This window comes from Chrysiogenia bacterium (genome assembly GCA_020434085.1).
Taxonomy (GTDB): domain Bacteria; phylum JAGRBM01; class JAGRBM01; order JAGRBM01; family JAGRBM01; genus JAGRBM01.
Window position 1 is genome coordinate 1 of sequence record JAGRBM010000404.1, and the last position, 14,905, is coordinate 14,905.

A 14,905-nucleotide genomic window follows, 5' to 3' on the forward strand; every position below is an offset into this window, starting at 1 on the left:
CAAAGCAGATCATGGCGCCAAGCTTCACGCCCTTCACGTCGAAGATTCCCGGCTTTTCGCCCGGCGAATAGTCGCGGGGCACCTCGGCAGGACGCGGAAAAAAGGGCGCGTTGCTCAGCGGGTTGTACTCGGCAAAGGCCAGCAGCTCGATCTTGTCGTAGCGCGCAACGAACTTGCGGCGCGGATCGAGCTGAAAGATCGAGTTGAAGTAGAGCGGCTCGCCCGCGTCGGTGAACTCCGCATGAGGGCCGCCCAGCAGGAAGTGGGCATCATGCTCGAAAGCGATCTGGTGAATGCGCCGCTGATACTCGTTGCCCGGATCGGTGATGTAGGTATTCATTGCCGTTTCCGGCCAGACGATCAGGTCGGGCTCAAAGTCACGGGCTACCTCGGCCGAGAGCTTGATGTGCGTTCCCATCGTGCGCGGCACGAGGTCCGCCTTCCAGCGATCGCCCTGCGGGATGTTCGCCTGGACGGCGGCGACCTTGAGCGTCTTGCCGGAGGGCTCTTCGAGCTCCGCGGCGACCTGCGCGTAGCGCACGCCGCCGTAGACAAGCAGCGCCACCGGCACGGCGAGCGCCCCCAGAAACGCGCGATTCTTCGCAAGCATTATCCAGCTTCGCTCACCGGCAGCCAGCCATTCCTCGATTGCTTCAACGAGCAGCGCCGAGCAAAGCATCGAAGCAAACGAGAGCCCGAGCGCGCCGAAGAGGTCCGCCGACTGGCTCAGCAGCTCCGATCCCGCCACTCCGGCGCCAATGAGCCCCCAGGGCATGCTCAGAACACCGTGCGTGCGAAGCAGCTCGAACAGATAGAAGAGCGATGCCGCGCTCAACACCCGCTGCCAGCGTGAGAGAGCCTGCTCGCCCCCTGCCGGGCCGCACAGCCAGCGCCAGATGATGAAGGGTGTTGCGAGATAAAAACCCACGCCGCCGCCCACGATAAAGACATTGAACGCGGCGCTCGCCAGAGCGCCGATGTGGTAGTGCTCGTGCATGGCCGTGTAGACCCAGGGTGCCACGGCCACAGCGAAGCTCACCCCGTAGAGATAGGCCGCAAGCGCCGCCAGCGGCAGCGAGAGGCGCCGCACCACAAACAGGGTCAGCGTGCCTGTGAGAAAGGCCAGCGGCGCCAACGAAAACGGCGCAAAGGCGGCCGAGGAGACCACACCATCGAGCAGCGGCAAGGCCAGCAAGAGCGCCGCTGAGGCCAACGGGGATTTGGAGCTTTCACTCATCGGTGTCCACTCGATACCCCGGCCCTGCCCTTCGGGCAAGGGCTTCCACTTTCGCGGGCGCGCCGCTACGCTCGGCCCCCATGGCAAGCAGTTCAAAACCGGCGGCAAAGTCCGCGAAGAAGACGGCCAAAAAGGCACCCAAGAAGAGTTCCGAGAAGACCGAGCACGACGCGCCCGAGCCCAAGCTCGCCGAGGACGCGGTGTACCTTGTCGACGGCATGGCCTATGTCTTCCGCGCCTATTTCGCCCTGCCCCAGCTCACCAATTCCAAGGGCCACCCTACCGGCGCGATCTACGGTTTCTGCCAGATGCTGCTCGAGCTAGAGCGGCGCTTTAATCCCAAGTATCTGGCCGTCGTGATGGACAGCGGCCGCACCACTTTTCGCAACGACATCTATCCCGAATACAAGGCCAACCGCGACGAGCCGCCCGAGGATCTCGTTCCCCAGTTCGACCTCATCGAGGAAGTCGTGCGCGCCTTCAACATCCCGGTGCTGCGCGAAAAGGGCTTCGAGGCCGACGACCTCATTGCCTCGGTGGCTGAGCGCATGCGCAAGAAGCGCAAGGACGTGGTCATCGTCTCCTCCGACAAGGACCTGATGCAGCTCATCGACCAGCACGTGCTCATGTGGGACCCGATGAAGCGCAAGGCCATCGGTGAGGCCCAGGTGGAAGAGAAATGGGGCGTCCCCCCCGAAAAGGTCGTCGAGGTGCAGGCTCTCATGGGCGATACCTCCGACAACATTCCCGGCGTCTACGGCGTGGGCCCCAAAACGGCCACCAAGCTGATCAACGATTACGGCGATCTCGAAACCGTTCTGAAGAGCACGGGCGAGCTCAAGGGCAAGCTCAAGGAGCGCCTCGAAGAGCACGCCGAAGACGCGCGCATCTCCAAGAAACTCGCTACCCTCATTCGGACCGCGGACGTTCCCGACGCCCTCAAGGACTACGAGCGCAAGGACAATCACACCGAGCAGCTCATCGAGCTCTTCAAAAAGCTCGAGTTCACCAAGCTCATCGATTCCCTTTCCCAGGAGAGCGACTACCAGGGGCTCGATCGCTCGAAATACGTGTGCATCGACGATGAAAAAGAGCTCGCCAAGTGGATCAAGGCCGCGAAGAAGGCCGGCGTCTATGCCTTCGACTTCGAGACGACGTCCCTGAACGAGCTAGAAGCCGAGATCGTCGGAATTTCCCTGTCTTATGAGCGCGGCAAGGCCTGCTACGTGCCAGTGGGACACAACTATCTGGGCGTGCCCAAGCAGCTCAAGCGCGAGACGGTCCTCGAGGCATTCGACGAGCTCTGGGAAGATCCGAAGCTCACCTGGATCGCCCACAACGCCAAGTATGAAAAGCGCGTGTTGCGCCGCTACGACCGCACGCTGGCCGGCAAGGGATTCGACACCATGATCGCCAGCTACGTGCTCGATCCCGGGCGTAACTCCCACGGGCTCGACGCGCTCGCGCTCGAATTCATCGAACACCGCATGATCAGCTACGCCGACGTGGCCGGTCGCGGCTCCAAACAAAAGAATTTTTCCGAAGTGGACGTCCCGCGCGCCACCGAATACGGCGCCGAGGACTCGGACGCCACCTTCCGGCTCTGGGAGATTTTCTCCCGCGATCTCGACGCCCTGCCCGTCCTCAAGGAGCTCTTCGAGAATGTCGAGATGCCGCTCATCGACGTGCTCGCCGAAATGGAAGAGACCGGCGTGCGGCTCGATCTGAAATTGCTCGAAAAACTCTCGCGCGAGTTCGGAAAGACCATGCAGAGCGAGCTCGAAGCCGCGCACAAGATCGCCGGCGTTGAATTCAATGTGAACTCGCCGCGCCAGCTCCAGAAGATTCTCTTCGAGCGCCTCGAACTCACGCCCACCAAGAAGACCAAAACGGGCTATTCCACCGATCAGGACGTGCTCGAAGAGCTGGCCAAAGTGCACGAGCTGCCCCAGCACATTCTGCGCTACCGCGGGCTCTCCAAGCTCAAGAGTACCTACATCGACGCGCTCCCCGAACTGGTCGACAAGAAGACCGGGCGCGTGCACACCTCGTTCAACCAGACCGTGGCCGCCACCGGGCGCCTGTCCTCCTCGGACCCGAACCTCCAGAACATCCCGATCAAGACCACCGAAGGAAAGCGTATCCGTGAGGCCTTCATTCCCGAAGAAGGCTGGCTGCTGGGTTCGGCCGACTACTCGCAGGTCGAACTGCGCATCCTCGCCCATGCCGCCGAGGACAAGGCGCTCATCAAGGCCTTCAAGAACGACGCCGACATCCACTCGGAGACCGCGCAGGCGCTCTTCGAGGTAAAAGCCAAGGACGTTACAGAGGACCAGCGCCGCGCCGCCAAGACGATCAACTTCTCGGTCGTCTACGGCGTCTCGGCCCACGGGCTCTCCCAGAGCCTGGGGATCTCCCGCGGCGAAGCCCAGGACTATATCGACGCCTTCTATGAGCGTTACTCAGGGGTCAAGGCTTTCTTCGATCGCGTGACCGAGGAAGCCAAGCGGGACGGCTACGTGACCACGCTGCTGGGGCGCCGGCGCTACCTGCCCAACATCAACGCAAAGAACTTCCAGGAACGCAGCTTTGCCGAGCGCACGGCCATCAACACGCCGATCCAGGGCACGGCCGCCGACCTCATCAAGAAGGCCATGATCGAACTGCAGGACGCCCTGCACGAGAAGAAGATGAAGAGCCGCCTGCTCATCCAGGTCCACGACGAACTCGTCTTCGAAGTTCCCCCGGCAGAGGAAGCCAAGGCGAAGAAACTCATCATGGAGAAGATGTCAGGGGGCCTGGATCTCAGCGTTCCGCTCAAGGTCGACTTCGCCTACGGCAAGAACTGGGCGGAGATTCACTGAGGGGTCAGGATTCAGGCTGATAGGCGCGTTTGGCAAGAATTGCTCGAAGAGAACGCCTGCCGTCTAGAATGCCGTGGATATAGATCCGCTTGCCGGTCACGCGGTAGAAAATTCGCCACGGCTTGATTCGGATTTCCCGAAACCGAAGTTCCCCGAATTCCTCAAGCTCCGGCACTCTGCGGCCACGGTTGGGCAACTCAGCCAGCCCGGCGCAAACCTTTTCGATCTGATCGAGAACTGCATCGGCACGGACACTCGAATCCTGAAGCGTGCCAAACTCGTGCAAATCGTTGAGGTCCTGCACAGCATATTCTGAGAAAACGATAGAATAGGCCATCGATTACCGCCGGGTGCGAGCGCGGGCTCGAACCTGAGCAAAGGCTTGCTTCGCCGGGACAACCTTCCCTTCCTGCACCTGTTTCTCACTCATTGCAAGAATCTTGAGCAAGGCCATGGTTTCCTCCAGCTTTTCGTACTCCGCGACGTCCATCACCACGGCCTTGGCCTCGCCGTTCTGAGTGATGACGTAGGGTTCACCGCCTTCGGAGAGTTCGCGGATGATGTCGGCGGCATGGGCCTTGAGATAGCTGATGGATTTAACCTGGGTACTGAGCTTCATGGAGGCCTCCGGGAATGGACTTAATTTAGTTCATATTCAGATATTACGCAAAACAACTCCAAGAATTAAACCTCCTTCATGTGTGACGGGCCGCACACGATTTGCTCGTAGCGAGCGAGACAATGCACCTGTGAGCGGTTCACTCCCGCTCACGGAGGTTGGCGATGAAAGCACTGCAGATCGGCGCATTCCTGCTGGGCGCGGCCCTGGCTTACGGGCAGATGGATGACGCGCTGGCCGGGACGCAAAGCCCGGCCGGACAGGCACTGGAGATCCGGCGCGCCGCGGAAGTTCAGGACCGGCGCGGCGAGATCATCGAGCGAACGCTGGGCAGCGTCGGTGTCACTTACGAAGCCGGCAAGGGCGGCGTGCCGGTGTGGATCGAACTGGCCGGGCGAAAAATGCCCGTGCGGCGGGTTCGTGTCTCCCCCATCGGAGAGAGCACCGAGCACGAGGTGGCGATCACCACCGCGCAGGGAACGCTTCTGCTTCGCGAGCCCTAGGCCTTTTTCTTCTTTGATTTCTTCGCGGGCTTTTTGGCGAGGCTCTGGATCTTCGCCGCTTCCTTTGCGACGTCACCAACGGAAGAAGCCGCATCGGGATGCAGGATGAGCCGGCCGCCGGGACCTTCGACCAGGATGGCCTTGCCGAATCCCAGCGCAGCCGTGAGCTTGCCGGTCTCGCCGCAGACGACTTCCCCGTCGCGCATCCAGCGCGCGGTTCCGTTCTCGCTCTCGATCTTTCCGCCCGAGACCCGAAGCGCTTCGGTCCAGGTGCCCACGTCCGACCAGCCGCAGGCGCACTTGATGGCGCAGGCGTGTTTGGTCTTTTCCATGACGGCATAGTCGATGGAAATCTTGGGGAGCTTCTCGTAGTTCGAGAGGAGCTGCTTGCGCGTGGCCGCCTCGGTCTTTGCCGAGAGCGCTGCCGCCAGGGGCGCGTGCAGCTCGGGCAGGTGCTGCTCTAGCTCGTTGATCAGCACCTCTCCCTTGAAGACGAACATCCCGGCGTTCCAGAGCGCGCCCTTCTTGACAAGATCCTTTGCCTTGGCGTGCTTGGGCTTTTCGATGAAGCGCTTGAGCTGGTGAACACCGTGGTTCTTCTTCTTGCCCATGGCCAGGTAGCCGTAGCCCGTCGCGGGCTCGGTGGGCTTGATGCCGACGCACACGATTCCGTACTCGTCCTCACAAAAACGCGCGGCCTTGGCGAGCGCGCCGACCAGCGCGTCGGGCTCACTCACCACGTGATCGGCCGGGGTGACGGCAATGATCGCCTCGGGGTCGCGCTTCAAAATCGCCGCCGTGCCGAAGGCAATGGCCGCGGCGGTGTTGCGGGCCTCGGGTTCGAGAAGCCACTGGCACTCGTCCATCTTCGGCAGATACTTGCGCAGCAGCGGGAGCTGTTCCTTGAGTGCCACGACCCACACCCGGTTGGGCGGTGCAAGCTTCCTGGCGCGGGCAACGGTCTCTTCAATGAGCGTGCGCGGGCCGGGTATGGCCAGATAGGGCTTGGGCAGCTTGTCCGAGGAAATGGGCCAAAGGCGCGTGCCGGGCCCGCCCGCCAGGACGATGACGTGTACGTTGTCGGGAGTCTTCACCATGGGGCTGAAAGTAGCGCCCTGCCCCGGCATTGCCAACTTGCGGGGAGAGAAAAAGCTAGCCCAGAATCAGCGCTGCGATTCCCACCGCGGCGGTGTAGAAGCCGAACAGGTAGAGCCCGCCCCGGTTCACAATCCGCATGAGGAACCACAGGCCGCACAGACCCGAGATCAGCGCCGAGGCAAAACCCAGCGCCAGCACCCCATACTGGTCTGCCGGAATCGCGCCAAGCTCATCGGCGCGAACGACGACCGCGCCCAGGATGGCCGGGATCGAGATCAGGAAGGAAAAACTCGCCGCGCTTCGACGTTCGACCCCGCAGAGCAGCGCGCTCGCAATGGTCGAGCCCGAGCGAGAGACTCCCGGCGCAATGGCCGCCCCCTGGGCCAGGCCGATCACCAGTGCGCGGCGCACGTTCAGGGTCTCATAGCGAGGCGCGCTCGATTCCTCGCCGCCCCTCTTCCAGGTGAGCCAGAGCAGCGCGCTGGTAACCAGCAGAAAGCCGCCCACGGCGCGCACGCTGGAGAAGAGCTGCTCGAAGAGATCCTCGAATCCAAGCCCGATGATTGCCGTTGGAATCGAAGCTGCGATGACCAGCAAGGTCAGCCTTGCCCCGACGAGCCGCTGGTTGGCGTCCATCACATCGGCCGGGCGCTCCTTGAGGGCGCTCAGGCTGTCGGCAATGAGCATCCGCACTTCGGAGCGGAAATAGACCACCACGGCCAGCAGCGTGGCCACATGCACCACCACGTCGAACTCGATGCTGTGTTGTTTGAGCCCAAGGAGCGCCTGCCCCAGCACCAGGTGCCCGGACGAAGAGACCGGCAGGAACTCGGTGAGCCCCTGCACGATGCCCAGAATGAGTGCGTCGAGATGTGTCAACTCAGGTCCTCTTGCGCCGCGGCACCATAGCCGCCGGAGGACGAAGATTCGAGTCCCGGGAGCGTTGAACAACGCGGATTAAGGGGGAATAATGAAGCGGTTCGGCAGCTCGCCTCATGGCGTTTTCCTCCGGGATGGGGAATGGAGGTCCGAAGTGTCTGACAAAAAGATGTGCCCGCATGCAGAGTCCTGCGAACTCTTTCCCCAGTTCTCGCTCAAGGCGGCGCTCAAGCTCTGGCAGATTCACTACTGCGAGGCAACATTCGAGGGATGCGAGCGCTACAAACTCTCGCTGGAGGGCAAGCCCGTCCCCATAACCCTGCTGCCTGATGGAACCAGTCTCGGTGCAAAACCCGCTAAGTAATCTGCTTCCGGCGCAGTCGATCTACTGGCCCTGGTGGGCCGGCGCGCTGGCGCTCGGCTTCATTGCAATTTTCTTCCCGCTGGTGCTGCGCCGCCCGCTGGGCGTCTCGGGCCTGCTTGGGCGCCTCGTGCACTGGAAGGAAGAGAACGAGGCCGCCGATGCCGAGGAGCAGCTCGCCGAAGCGGGCGATCTCGAAGCCGCCCTCATGACCGCCACGCTCGCGCGCTTTGGAGACGAGGCGGCCAGGCAGCAGGCCGTCCCCTCCTGTGACGAGCCGGCCACCGGCGAAGGACCGAGCGTTCGCATCCGACCGGCCGAGCACTTCATGTTCTTTGTCGCCGTTTTGATCGGCGCTTTTCTCGCCGCGCTCACCCACGGCATGGCAGAGCTGCGCTGGAGCCTGGGCCCGGCCTTCGAGTCCTACTTCGGCAGCGGCGCCCTCTCCATGGGCGTGCTGGCCGCGGGCGGGCTGATGATCGGCTTTGGGGTGCGCATGGGCGGCGGCTGCACTTCGGGGCACGGCCTTACCGGCTGCGGCGCCTTTCAGCCGGCAAGTTTTCTGGGAACGGCCAGCTTCTTCGGCGCGGGCGTCGCCGTGGCCTTTCTGTTGAGGGGGCTGCTCGGATGAATCCGAATCTTCGCCGCGCGCTCACCCTGGCCATCGGCCTGTTCTTCGGCTTCGCCCTGGGGAACATCGGCTTTGCCGACTACGGCGAGGTTCAGAAGATGTTCACCTTCGCCGACCTGCGGATGTTTCTCTCCTTCGGCGGCGGGCTGGCCGTAACGATGATCGGTTTCGCGCTGCTGCGCGGGAAACGCGAGATTCCCAAACGCCGCTTCCACAAGGGCATCGTCCCCGGCGGCGTGCTCTTTGGCGCGGGCTGGGCGCTCACCGGCGGCTGCCCCACCATCACGCTCGTCCAGCTTGGCGAGGGTCAGCTCCCCGCGCTCATCACGCTGGCGGGGATTCTCGCCGGGATCGGCCTCTACGACCGGGTCCATCCGAAACTCTTCGGCTGGGACCGCGGAGGCTGCGACATGTAAGGGGCGCACCGCGCCCTTTTCTCAGCTCAATCCCTGCGGTAGATACCTTCTCCGAGCGGCGCTGCAGCCGCCATGGAGCAAGTGCATGGACCTCTCGATTCATCAGCCCGTCATCGCCCGCATTCAGCAGTTCGAGGGCAAGCAGATTACGCTCAACGGCTGGGTCTACCACACCCGCGACCTGCGCAAGCTCGTGTTCATCCAGCTTCGCGACGGCACCGGCACCATCCAGTGCATCTTCAATAAGGAAGAAGTCTCCGAAGAGATCTTTGCCGCCGCGCAGTCTGCCGGGCAGGAATCGTCGGTCTCCATCACGGGCAAGGTGGTGGCCGACCCGCGCTCGCCGCTTGGGTTCGAGCTGCAGGCCAGCAACATCGAGGTCCACCAGGCCGTCTCCGACTATCCCATTGGCCCGAAGGAACACGGAACGGGCTTTCTCATGGAGCATCGTCACCTGTGGCTTCGCTCCAAGCGCCAGCACGCCATCGCGCGCATCCGCAACGAGCTCATCAAGGCGATTCGCGATTACTTCGAGTGGCAGGCCTTTACGCTGGTGGACGCGCCGATCCTGACGGGCGTGGCCTGCGAGGGAACGACCACGCTCTTCGAGCTCGACTACCACGGCGAGCCCGCCTTCCTCACCCAGTCGGGGCAGCTCTACATGGAAGCAGCCGCGAAGGCCTTCGGGCGCGCCTACTGCTTTGGTCCCACCTTCCGCGCCGAGAAGAGCAAGACGCGCCGCCACCTGCACGAGTTCTGGATGGTCGAGCCCGAGGTCTCCTATCTCGACCTGGCCGGCGACATGGAGCTGACCGAAGATTTTGTGAGCTATCTGATAGGCCGCGTCTGCGGCGAGCGCACCGAAGAGCTCGCCATTTTGGAGCGCGACGTGGGCCGCCTCAAGGCCGCGGCCCGGACGCCCTACCCCCGGCTCTCGTATGATGAGGCCGTCGAGATTCTCAAGAAGGAACACAACATCGATCACGAGTGGGGCAAGGATTTTGGCGCCGAAGAAGAGACCCTGCTCGCTTCACGCCACGACCAGCCGACCTTCATCCACCGCTTCCCGGCCGCCTGCAAGGCCTTCTACATGAAGCGCGACCCCGACAACGACAAGCTCAGCCTGAGCATGGACCTGCTCGCCCCCGAGGGCTACGGCGAGATCGTCGGCGGCGCCCAGCGCGAGGACGACTACGAAACGCTGGTGGGTCGCATGAGAGAAGAAGGCATCCCCGAGCAGCCGCTCTCCTGGTACCTGGACCTGCGCAAATACGGCAGCGTCCCCCACGCCGGATTCGGCCTGGGCATCGAGCGGACCCTGGCCTGGATCTGCGGCATCAAGCACGTCCGAGAGACGATTGCCTTCCCGCGGATGCTGGAGAAGATCTGGCCGTAGGTTGCTTCGCAACTTTCCATTGTCATTCTGAGCGAAGCGAAGAATCGGCTTTGGATCAGCGCCAACTTGCGACAACGCGATTCTTCGCTTCGCTCAGAATGACAAACAGCCAATGCATTGATGTTCAATACCGCCGCCCATCCGGCCACGTGATGTCCGTATACCCGTCGTCGAACATGTACCCCACGTATTCGCGGTAGCGGGCTTCGAGCCAGATGTATTTTTGCGGCTCGGCGTCGCTTTTGGTGTAGCCATAGCCGTAGTCGGTGATCTGCACCTGCTTGCCCTCGCCCAGCCAAATTTCCACGTATTCGTCACGGTCGTGGTAGTCGAGGTCCTCGTAGGGGCGCTTGAGCTTCATCATGGGCGTGCGCCCGCGGATCTCAAGCACGGGCATGGGCCTGGTGATCCAGTAGAGCCAGCCGCCCACCAGTATCCCGGCGATGAGAACGTAGACCGCTTTTTTCATGCCCGAAGTATAGCCGATGCGGGCGGCGCCTGACTGCGAGTTAGCTCACGTACAAGAGTCCAACCTCCGATTCCCCCTCTCCCTTTCAGGGAGAGGGGCTGATCAGACGCCATCCGGTTCCAGGTCCACGTAGCACTCCATCGTAAACGCGGGCGTGCACAGGCAGTCGAAGACGAGGTCTTCCTCGCCCGTGTTGGTGATGCGCTGACGGACGCCGGCGGGGATAATCGCCACGTCGCCCGGGCCGACCACCGCAGGCGGTTCCTCTCCCACCTCGACGCGGCCGCTGCCGCTCACGATGACATAGCGCTCGGCCACTCCCTCGAGCTTGTGCCAGGCGGTCGTGACGCCGGGCTCGACCCGCGCTCTGGCAACCGAGAGCGCGGGATCGTCGGCGGCGCCCAGCCACTCGGTCACGAAGCAGCGCTCGGGGATGTAGAACTCGGCCGGGCGCGCGCTCGCGCGTTTGATGGTGGGTTTCATCGCATCGCCTCCCTGCCCTGTCATGCTGAGGGCGTAGCCCGAAGGATCTCAACCCTTGAGGGCCTCCAATCAACCTGCGTGGCCGGCAAAGGCGTGACGACGTTGAGATCCTTCGCTTTGCTCAGGATGACAAGAGAGTTTTCTCCGCTAGCCGCGGGTTTCGGCGCCGGGTTTGCGCTCGATCACTTCGAGGCGGTAGCCGTCTGGATCGGAGATGAAGGCGATCTTCGAGCCGCTGCCGATGGTCTTGGGCGGCGTCGAGAAGTTCACCTGGTCCTTGAACTCGGCGTAGAAGGCATCGAGATCGGGCACGTGAAGCGCCATGTGGGAGTAGCCATCGCCGACGGTGTAGGGCTCGGTGCGGCCGTGGTTGTAGGTGAGCTCGATGTCGAAGGGATCGCCGGGCCAGCCGATGAACGCCAGGGTGGCATCGGCGCCGGGCAGTTCCTTCTTCGTGCGAACTTCCATGCCGAGCTTGTTGCAGTAGAAATCGAGCGAGGCGTCGAGATCGAGCACCCGCAGGCAGGTATGGACGAGCTTGTAAGCCATGGCTTTCTCCTTGGAAGAAAGTGTAACCACAGATGAACACAGATAGACACAGATGCAAAGACGGACCCGCCCCATCCGTGTTCATCTGTGGCCATCTGTGGTTTCAAGAAAAAGGGCCCCCAAGCGGGGGCCCCTGTAAACACAGCGAAGCTGTTTAGACGCGCTCAATGATGGTCGAGATGCCCATGCCGAAGCCGATGCACATGGTGGCCAGGCCGTAGCGCTTGTTGGTGCGCTCGAGTTCGTTGACCAGCGTGGTGATCAGGCGCGCGCCGGTGGCACCCAGCGGGTGGCCCAGTGCAATAGCGCCGCCGTTGACATTGACCGTGTCCCAGTCGAACCCAAGATCCTGACCGCAGGCCAGCGGCACCGAGGCGAAGGCCTCGTTGATCTCGACGAGGTCGATGTCGGACATCTTCATGCCCGTCTTCTTGAGAAGCTTTTCGGTCGAAGGAATCGGACCGGTGAGCATGATGACCGGCTCGCTGCCGGCCACGGCCATGCCGACGATGCGGGCACGCGGCTTGAGGTTCAGCTCCTTCACGGCCTTCTCGCTGGCGAGCATGACGGCGCTGGCGCCGTCGACGATGCCCGAGCTGTTGCCGGCATGAATCACGCCGTCCTTGGGCTTGAAGACGGGCTTGAGCTTGGCAAGGCCCTCCACTGTGGTCTCGGGCCGCGGGTGCTCATCGGTATCGACAGTGATCTTGACCTTGTCGTCGCCGACCTTCTCCTGCTTGAGGGTGCGTCCGAACTTCTTGAGATGGGCCTCGTAGGCTTCGGCGGTGCCGGCATCGACGGTTACTTCCAGCGGCGTGATCTCGGCATCGAACTTGCCGGCCTCGATGGCGGCCTTGGCATTCTGCTGGCTTTTGACGGCGAACTGGTCGAGGTCGTCGCGCGAGAGCTTCCACTTGGAGGCGATCATCTCGGCCGAGACGCCCTGAGGAACCAGCGCATACTTCGAGGTGAGCAGGCGGCTGGGCGCTCCGATGTCGGCGCCCATGGGCGCGCGGGTCATGCTCTCGACGCCGGCACCGACTACCAGGTCCTGCGTGCCGCTCATGATACCCTGCGCCGCGAAATTGACGGCCTGCTGGCCCGAGCCGCAGAAACGGTTGATGGCCACGCCCGAGACTTCGATGGGCCAGCCGGCGGCCAGCACCGCGCCGCGCGAGACGTTGGTACCCTGCTCGCCGGTCTGGGTGACGCAGCCCATGATGACGTCGTCGACCTGCTTGAGCTGTTCGGTGTCGAGCTTGCACTGCTCGGCAAGGCCGTTGAGCGCTGCCGTTGCCAGATCGACCGGATGGGTCTTGGCCAGCACACCCTTCTTGCGGCCCATGGCCGTGCGGGTGCATCCGACGATGTATGCGGTATCTGCCATTTTCGTGTTCCTCCTGCGCGTTGGCGCGTGCCTGGGGCGAGTTGTGTATCTGCCCCGGCGTCGGCGAATCCGCCTGCTCCTTGTTTGGATGCAGAGGAATTGCCACAGAGGTTCTACCGTTAAATTGACTGGCCAGTCAATTGATCGTGCGAGCGGGGAGTTCCCGCCGCCGCAAAAGGCTGAATGCCCTTCAGGTCTGATCCGCCAAGTCCCTGAAAAGACTGGCGAGATCGCGACTCGCACCTGACTGGGGGTCGGAATAAAGTGCTTCCAATTCTCCCCGAAACCGCGATACCTTGCCCCGGCACCGGGCATCTAACTTTTTAGCTGTCAGCGGATCTGCATCCACGGGAGACATCATTGTGATCAAGCGTTTTGCCCGCTTCGTCATCGACCAGCGCGTATTCATCCTTGCGCTCAACCTCGTCATGTTCGCCTTCTTTGCATGGAAGGCCCTCGACATCGGTTTCGTGATGACTCCCGAGATCTGGTTCCGCCCCACCGACCCGGCGCGCGTGGCCTACGATCAGCTCCATGAATATTTCGGCGACGATGAATTCGTCATTGCCGTGATCGAGGACAAGGAAAACGGTGTCTTCAACAATCACGCCCTGGCCGCAATCGAGCGCCTGACCCGTGAGATGGAAGAGGCCCCCTACATCAACAAGGTCCAGAGCCTCACTGAGTTCGAGTGGATCCACGGCGAAGAAAACTCGCTCATTGTCGACGGCCTGCTGCGCGATGCAATCGATGACAATGACTTCCCGCTCGCCCAGGAAGACATCGATCATGCCAAGCGGGTGATCCTGGGCGACCCGGGAAAAAACATTCCCGGCGACGAGCTTGCCATCTCGCTGCTCACCAATCCCGAAGGCACCAGCGCGGCGGTCATCGGCCGCGTCGAGCGCGTGAGCGATACCTTCGATCACAAGGTCGAGCTTTCGCGTCACATGTTCAAGGTTTTCGACAAGGAAGAAGCCACCAGCGGGTACTACGTCTACTACGCGGGCTCGCCGTTTATCGACTACGCGTTCTTCGAATACTCGCTCCAGGACAACCAGCGCCTGATGCCCGCGCTCTACGGGCTTATCATTCTGGTGCTCTTCCTGGTGATCCGGCGCTGGACGGGCGTGGTCTATCCGCTGCTCGTTGTGGCGGTCACGACCGTGGCAGTGGTCGGCATGATTGTGACCATCGGCTCGGCCATTCAGACCATGACGGCGATGCTCCCCATGTTGCTCATTGCGGTGTGCATCGCCGACTCCATACATATCGTCGTGGACTACTATGAGAGGCTCCATGAAATTGGAGACCGCAAGGAAGCAGCGGTCGTCACGATCGAAGACATGTTCATGCCCTGCTTCCTGACCTCACTGACGACCTGCATCGGTTTTGCATCCATCACCATGTCGGACATGCCGCCGGTCAACGAGTACGGCACATTGGCCGCGTTCGGCGTGGCGCTGGCTTTCCTCGTGTCCGTGACCCTGCTGCCGGCGCTGCTGAGCTACGGCAAGGTACCAAGGGACATTGCCGACCCGAGCAAGCCCCATCACCTGCATCCCGATGAAGCCGGCTACCGCGACCGCACGCTGGTCACACTCCAGGCCATGGACCGCTTTGTGCGCGCCCGCCCGAAGGCCATTCTGGCTTGTACCTTTGCCCTGCTGGGCGTCGCCATCTGGGGTATCACGATGCTCAAGACCGAAACCGTGGCCATCGAGTTCTTCCAGGGGTCGAGTCCCATTCGTCAGAACACCTACGCCATCGAAGACCAGCTCGGCGCGGTGGCCAACCTCGAAGTGGTGCTTGGTTCGGGTGAGGAAGACGGGGTGAAGGACCCCGATTTCATGCTCAAGATGCGCAAGATCGAGGACTACCTCGAGACGATTCCCGAGGTCTCCAAGACAATTTCTGTCGTGGATTTTGTCGAGCGCCTGAACAAGTCCCTCCATGCCGAGCGGCCCGAGTTCGATCGGGTTCCCGTGCAGGCCGACTTCGAGCCCGGCGGCG

16 protein-coding genes are annotated in these 14,905 nt (G+C 62.4%); 7 read left to right on the forward strand and 9 right to left on the reverse strand.

Annotated features, from left to right (window positions below):
- Positions 1-1,237, reverse strand: a 1,237-nt coding sequence (lnt, locus tag KDH09_13885) for an apolipoprotein N-acyltransferase (GenBank protein ID MCB0220786.1), incomplete at its 3' end; no start/stop codon positions are given.
- An 80-nt stretch (positions 1,238-1,317) separates the two neighbouring features.
- Between lnt and polA the strand changes: the two genes are divergently transcribed.
- Positions 1,318-4,101 (forward strand): DNA polymerase I, encoded by a 2,784-nt coding sequence (gene polA / locus KDH09_13890; protein MCB0220787.1) that lies wholly within the window; start codon positions 1,318-1,320, stop codon positions 4,099-4,101.
- 4 nt (positions 4,102-4,105) lie between these two features.
- Here polA and KDH09_13895 read toward each other — a convergent pair whose 3' ends face one another.
- Complete coding sequence (locus KDH09_13895; protein MCB0220788.1) at positions 4,106-4,438, reverse strand: type II toxin-antitoxin system RelE/ParE family toxin; 333 nt, start codon at positions 4,436-4,438, stop codon at positions 4,106-4,108.
- A gap of 3 nt (positions 4,439-4,441) precedes the next feature.
- The gene (locus KDH09_13900) at positions 4,442-4,720 is read right to left on the reverse strand and encodes a type II toxin-antitoxin system Phd/YefM family antitoxin (GenBank protein MCB0220789.1); all 279 of its coding nucleotides are present in this window, start codon (positions 4,718-4,720) and stop codon (positions 4,442-4,444) included.
- Positions 4,721-4,884: 164 nt separating this feature from the next.
- On the opposite strand from KDH09_13900, the gene KDH09_13905 reads away from it, so the two are divergent.
- On the forward strand, positions 4,885-5,223 hold the full coding sequence (locus KDH09_13905; protein MCB0220790.1) for a hypothetical protein: 339 nt from the start codon (positions 4,885-4,887) through the stop codon (positions 5,221-5,223).
- Here KDH09_13905 and KDH09_13910 read toward each other — a convergent pair.
- Complete coding sequence (locus KDH09_13910) at positions 5,220-6,320, reverse strand: mannose-1-phosphate guanylyltransferase (protein MCB0220791.1); 1,101 nt, start codon at positions 6,318-6,320, stop codon at positions 5,220-5,222. The genes KDH09_13905 and KDH09_13910 overlap by 4 nt on opposite strands.
- A 55-nt stretch (positions 6,321-6,375) precedes the next feature.
- Positions 6,376-7,200, reverse strand: coding sequence for an undecaprenyl-diphosphate phosphatase (locus KDH09_13915; protein ID MCB0220792.1), 825 nt, complete (start codon positions 7,198-7,200; stop codon positions 6,376-6,378).
- 169 nt (positions 7,201-7,369) lie between these two features.
- On the opposite strand from KDH09_13915, the gene KDH09_13920 reads away from it, so the two are divergent.
- The 4 genes from KDH09_13920 (at position 7,370) to asnS (ending at position 10,004) form a co-directional block, all read left to right on the forward strand.
- On the forward strand, positions 7,370-7,564 hold the full coding sequence (locus KDH09_13920; GenBank protein MCB0220793.1) for a hypothetical protein: 195 nt from the start codon (positions 7,370-7,372) through the stop codon (positions 7,562-7,564).
- Positions 7,545-8,192, forward strand: coding sequence for a YeeE/YedE family protein (locus KDH09_13925; protein MCB0220794.1), 648 nt, complete (start codon positions 7,545-7,547; stop codon positions 8,190-8,192). The genes KDH09_13920 and KDH09_13925 overlap by 20 nt, the downstream gene beginning before the upstream one ends.
- Complete coding sequence (locus KDH09_13930; GenBank protein MCB0220795.1) at positions 8,189-8,608, forward strand: YeeE/YedE family protein; 420 nt, start codon at positions 8,189-8,191, stop codon at positions 8,606-8,608. Before KDH09_13925 ends, KDH09_13930 begins: the two co-directional genes overlap by 4 nt.
- Before the next feature lie 85 nt (positions 8,609-8,693).
- Positions 8,694-10,004, forward strand: coding sequence for an asparagine--tRNA ligase (gene asnS / locus KDH09_13935; protein MCB0220796.1), 1,311 nt, complete (start codon positions 8,694-8,696; stop codon positions 10,002-10,004).
- Between the two features lie 124 nt (positions 10,005-10,128).
- On the opposite strand, the gene KDH09_13940 is transcribed toward asnS, so the two are convergent.
- The 4 genes from KDH09_13940 to KDH09_13955 all read right to left on the reverse strand — a co-directional run bounded on the left by KDH09_13940 (position 10,129) and on the right by KDH09_13955 (position 12,892).
- Positions 10,129-10,473, reverse strand: a complete 345-nt coding sequence (locus KDH09_13940; GenBank protein MCB0220797.1) for a hypothetical protein — start codon at positions 10,471-10,473, stop codon at positions 10,129-10,131.
- 102 nt (positions 10,474-10,575) lie between these two features.
- On the reverse strand, positions 10,576-10,956 hold the full coding sequence (locus tag KDH09_13945) for a cupin domain-containing protein (protein ID MCB0220798.1): 381 nt from the start codon (positions 10,954-10,956) through the stop codon (positions 10,576-10,578).
- Between the two features lie 147 nt (positions 10,957-11,103).
- Positions 11,104-11,505, reverse strand: coding sequence for a VOC family protein (locus tag KDH09_13950; GenBank protein ID MCB0220799.1), 402 nt, complete (start codon positions 11,503-11,505; stop codon positions 11,104-11,106).
- A gap of 154 nt (positions 11,506-11,659) precedes the next feature.
- Positions 11,660-12,892, reverse strand: coding sequence for a thiolase family protein (locus tag KDH09_13955; GenBank protein MCB0220800.1), 1,233 nt, complete (start codon positions 12,890-12,892; stop codon positions 11,660-11,662).
- 362 nt (positions 12,893-13,254) lie between these two features.
- On the opposite strand from KDH09_13955, the gene KDH09_13960 reads away from it, so the two are divergent.
- Positions 13,255-14,905, forward strand: a 1,651-nt coding sequence (locus KDH09_13960; GenBank protein ID MCB0220801.1) for an MMPL family transporter, incomplete at its 3' end; no start/stop codon positions are given.

Bases quoted from the DNA above. Each gene is read 5' to 3' on its own strand.
- KDH09_13930 (MCB0220795.1), top strand. From the start codon at position 8,189: ATGAATCCGAATCTTCGCCGCGCGCTCACCCTGGCCATCGGCCTGTTC.
- KDH09_13950 (MCB0220799.1), bottom strand. From the start codon at position 11,505: ATGGCTTACAAGCTCGTCCATACCTGCCTGCGGGTGCTCGATCTCGAC.
- KDH09_13910 (MCB0220791.1), bottom strand. From the start codon at position 6,320: ATGGTGAAGACTCCCGACAACGTACACGTCATCGTCCTGGCGGGCGGG.
- KDH09_13905 (MCB0220790.1), top strand. From the start codon at position 4,885: ATGAAAGCACTGCAGATCGGCGCATTCCTGCTGGGCGCGGCCCTGGCT.
- KDH09_13895 (MCB0220788.1), bottom strand. From the start codon at position 4,438: ATGGCCTATTCTATCGTTTTCTCAGAATATGCTGTGCAGGACCTCAAC.
- asnS (MCB0220796.1), top strand. From the start codon at position 8,694: ATGGACCTCTCGATTCATCAGCCCGTCATCGCCCGCATTCAGCAGTTC.
- KDH09_13940 (MCB0220797.1), bottom strand. From the start codon at position 10,473: ATGAAAAAAGCGGTCTACGTTCTCATCGCCGGGATACTGGTGGGCGGC.
- KDH09_13955 (MCB0220800.1), bottom strand. From the start codon at position 12,892: ATGGCAGATACCGCATACATCGTCGGATGCACCCGCACGGCCATGGGC.
- KDH09_13900 (MCB0220789.1), bottom strand. From the start codon at position 4,720: ATGAAGCTCAGTACCCAGGTTAAATCCATCAGCTATCTCAAGGCCCAT.
- KDH09_13920 (MCB0220793.1), top strand. From the start codon at position 7,370: ATGTGCCCGCATGCAGAGTCCTGCGAACTCTTTCCCCAGTTCTCGCTC.
- polA (MCB0220787.1), top strand. From the start codon at position 1,318: ATGGCAAGCAGTTCAAAACCGGCGGCAAAGTCCGCGAAGAAGACGGCC.
- KDH09_13945 (MCB0220798.1), bottom strand. From the start codon at position 10,956: ATGAAACCCACCATCAAACGCGCGAGCGCGCGCCCGGCCGAGTTCTAC.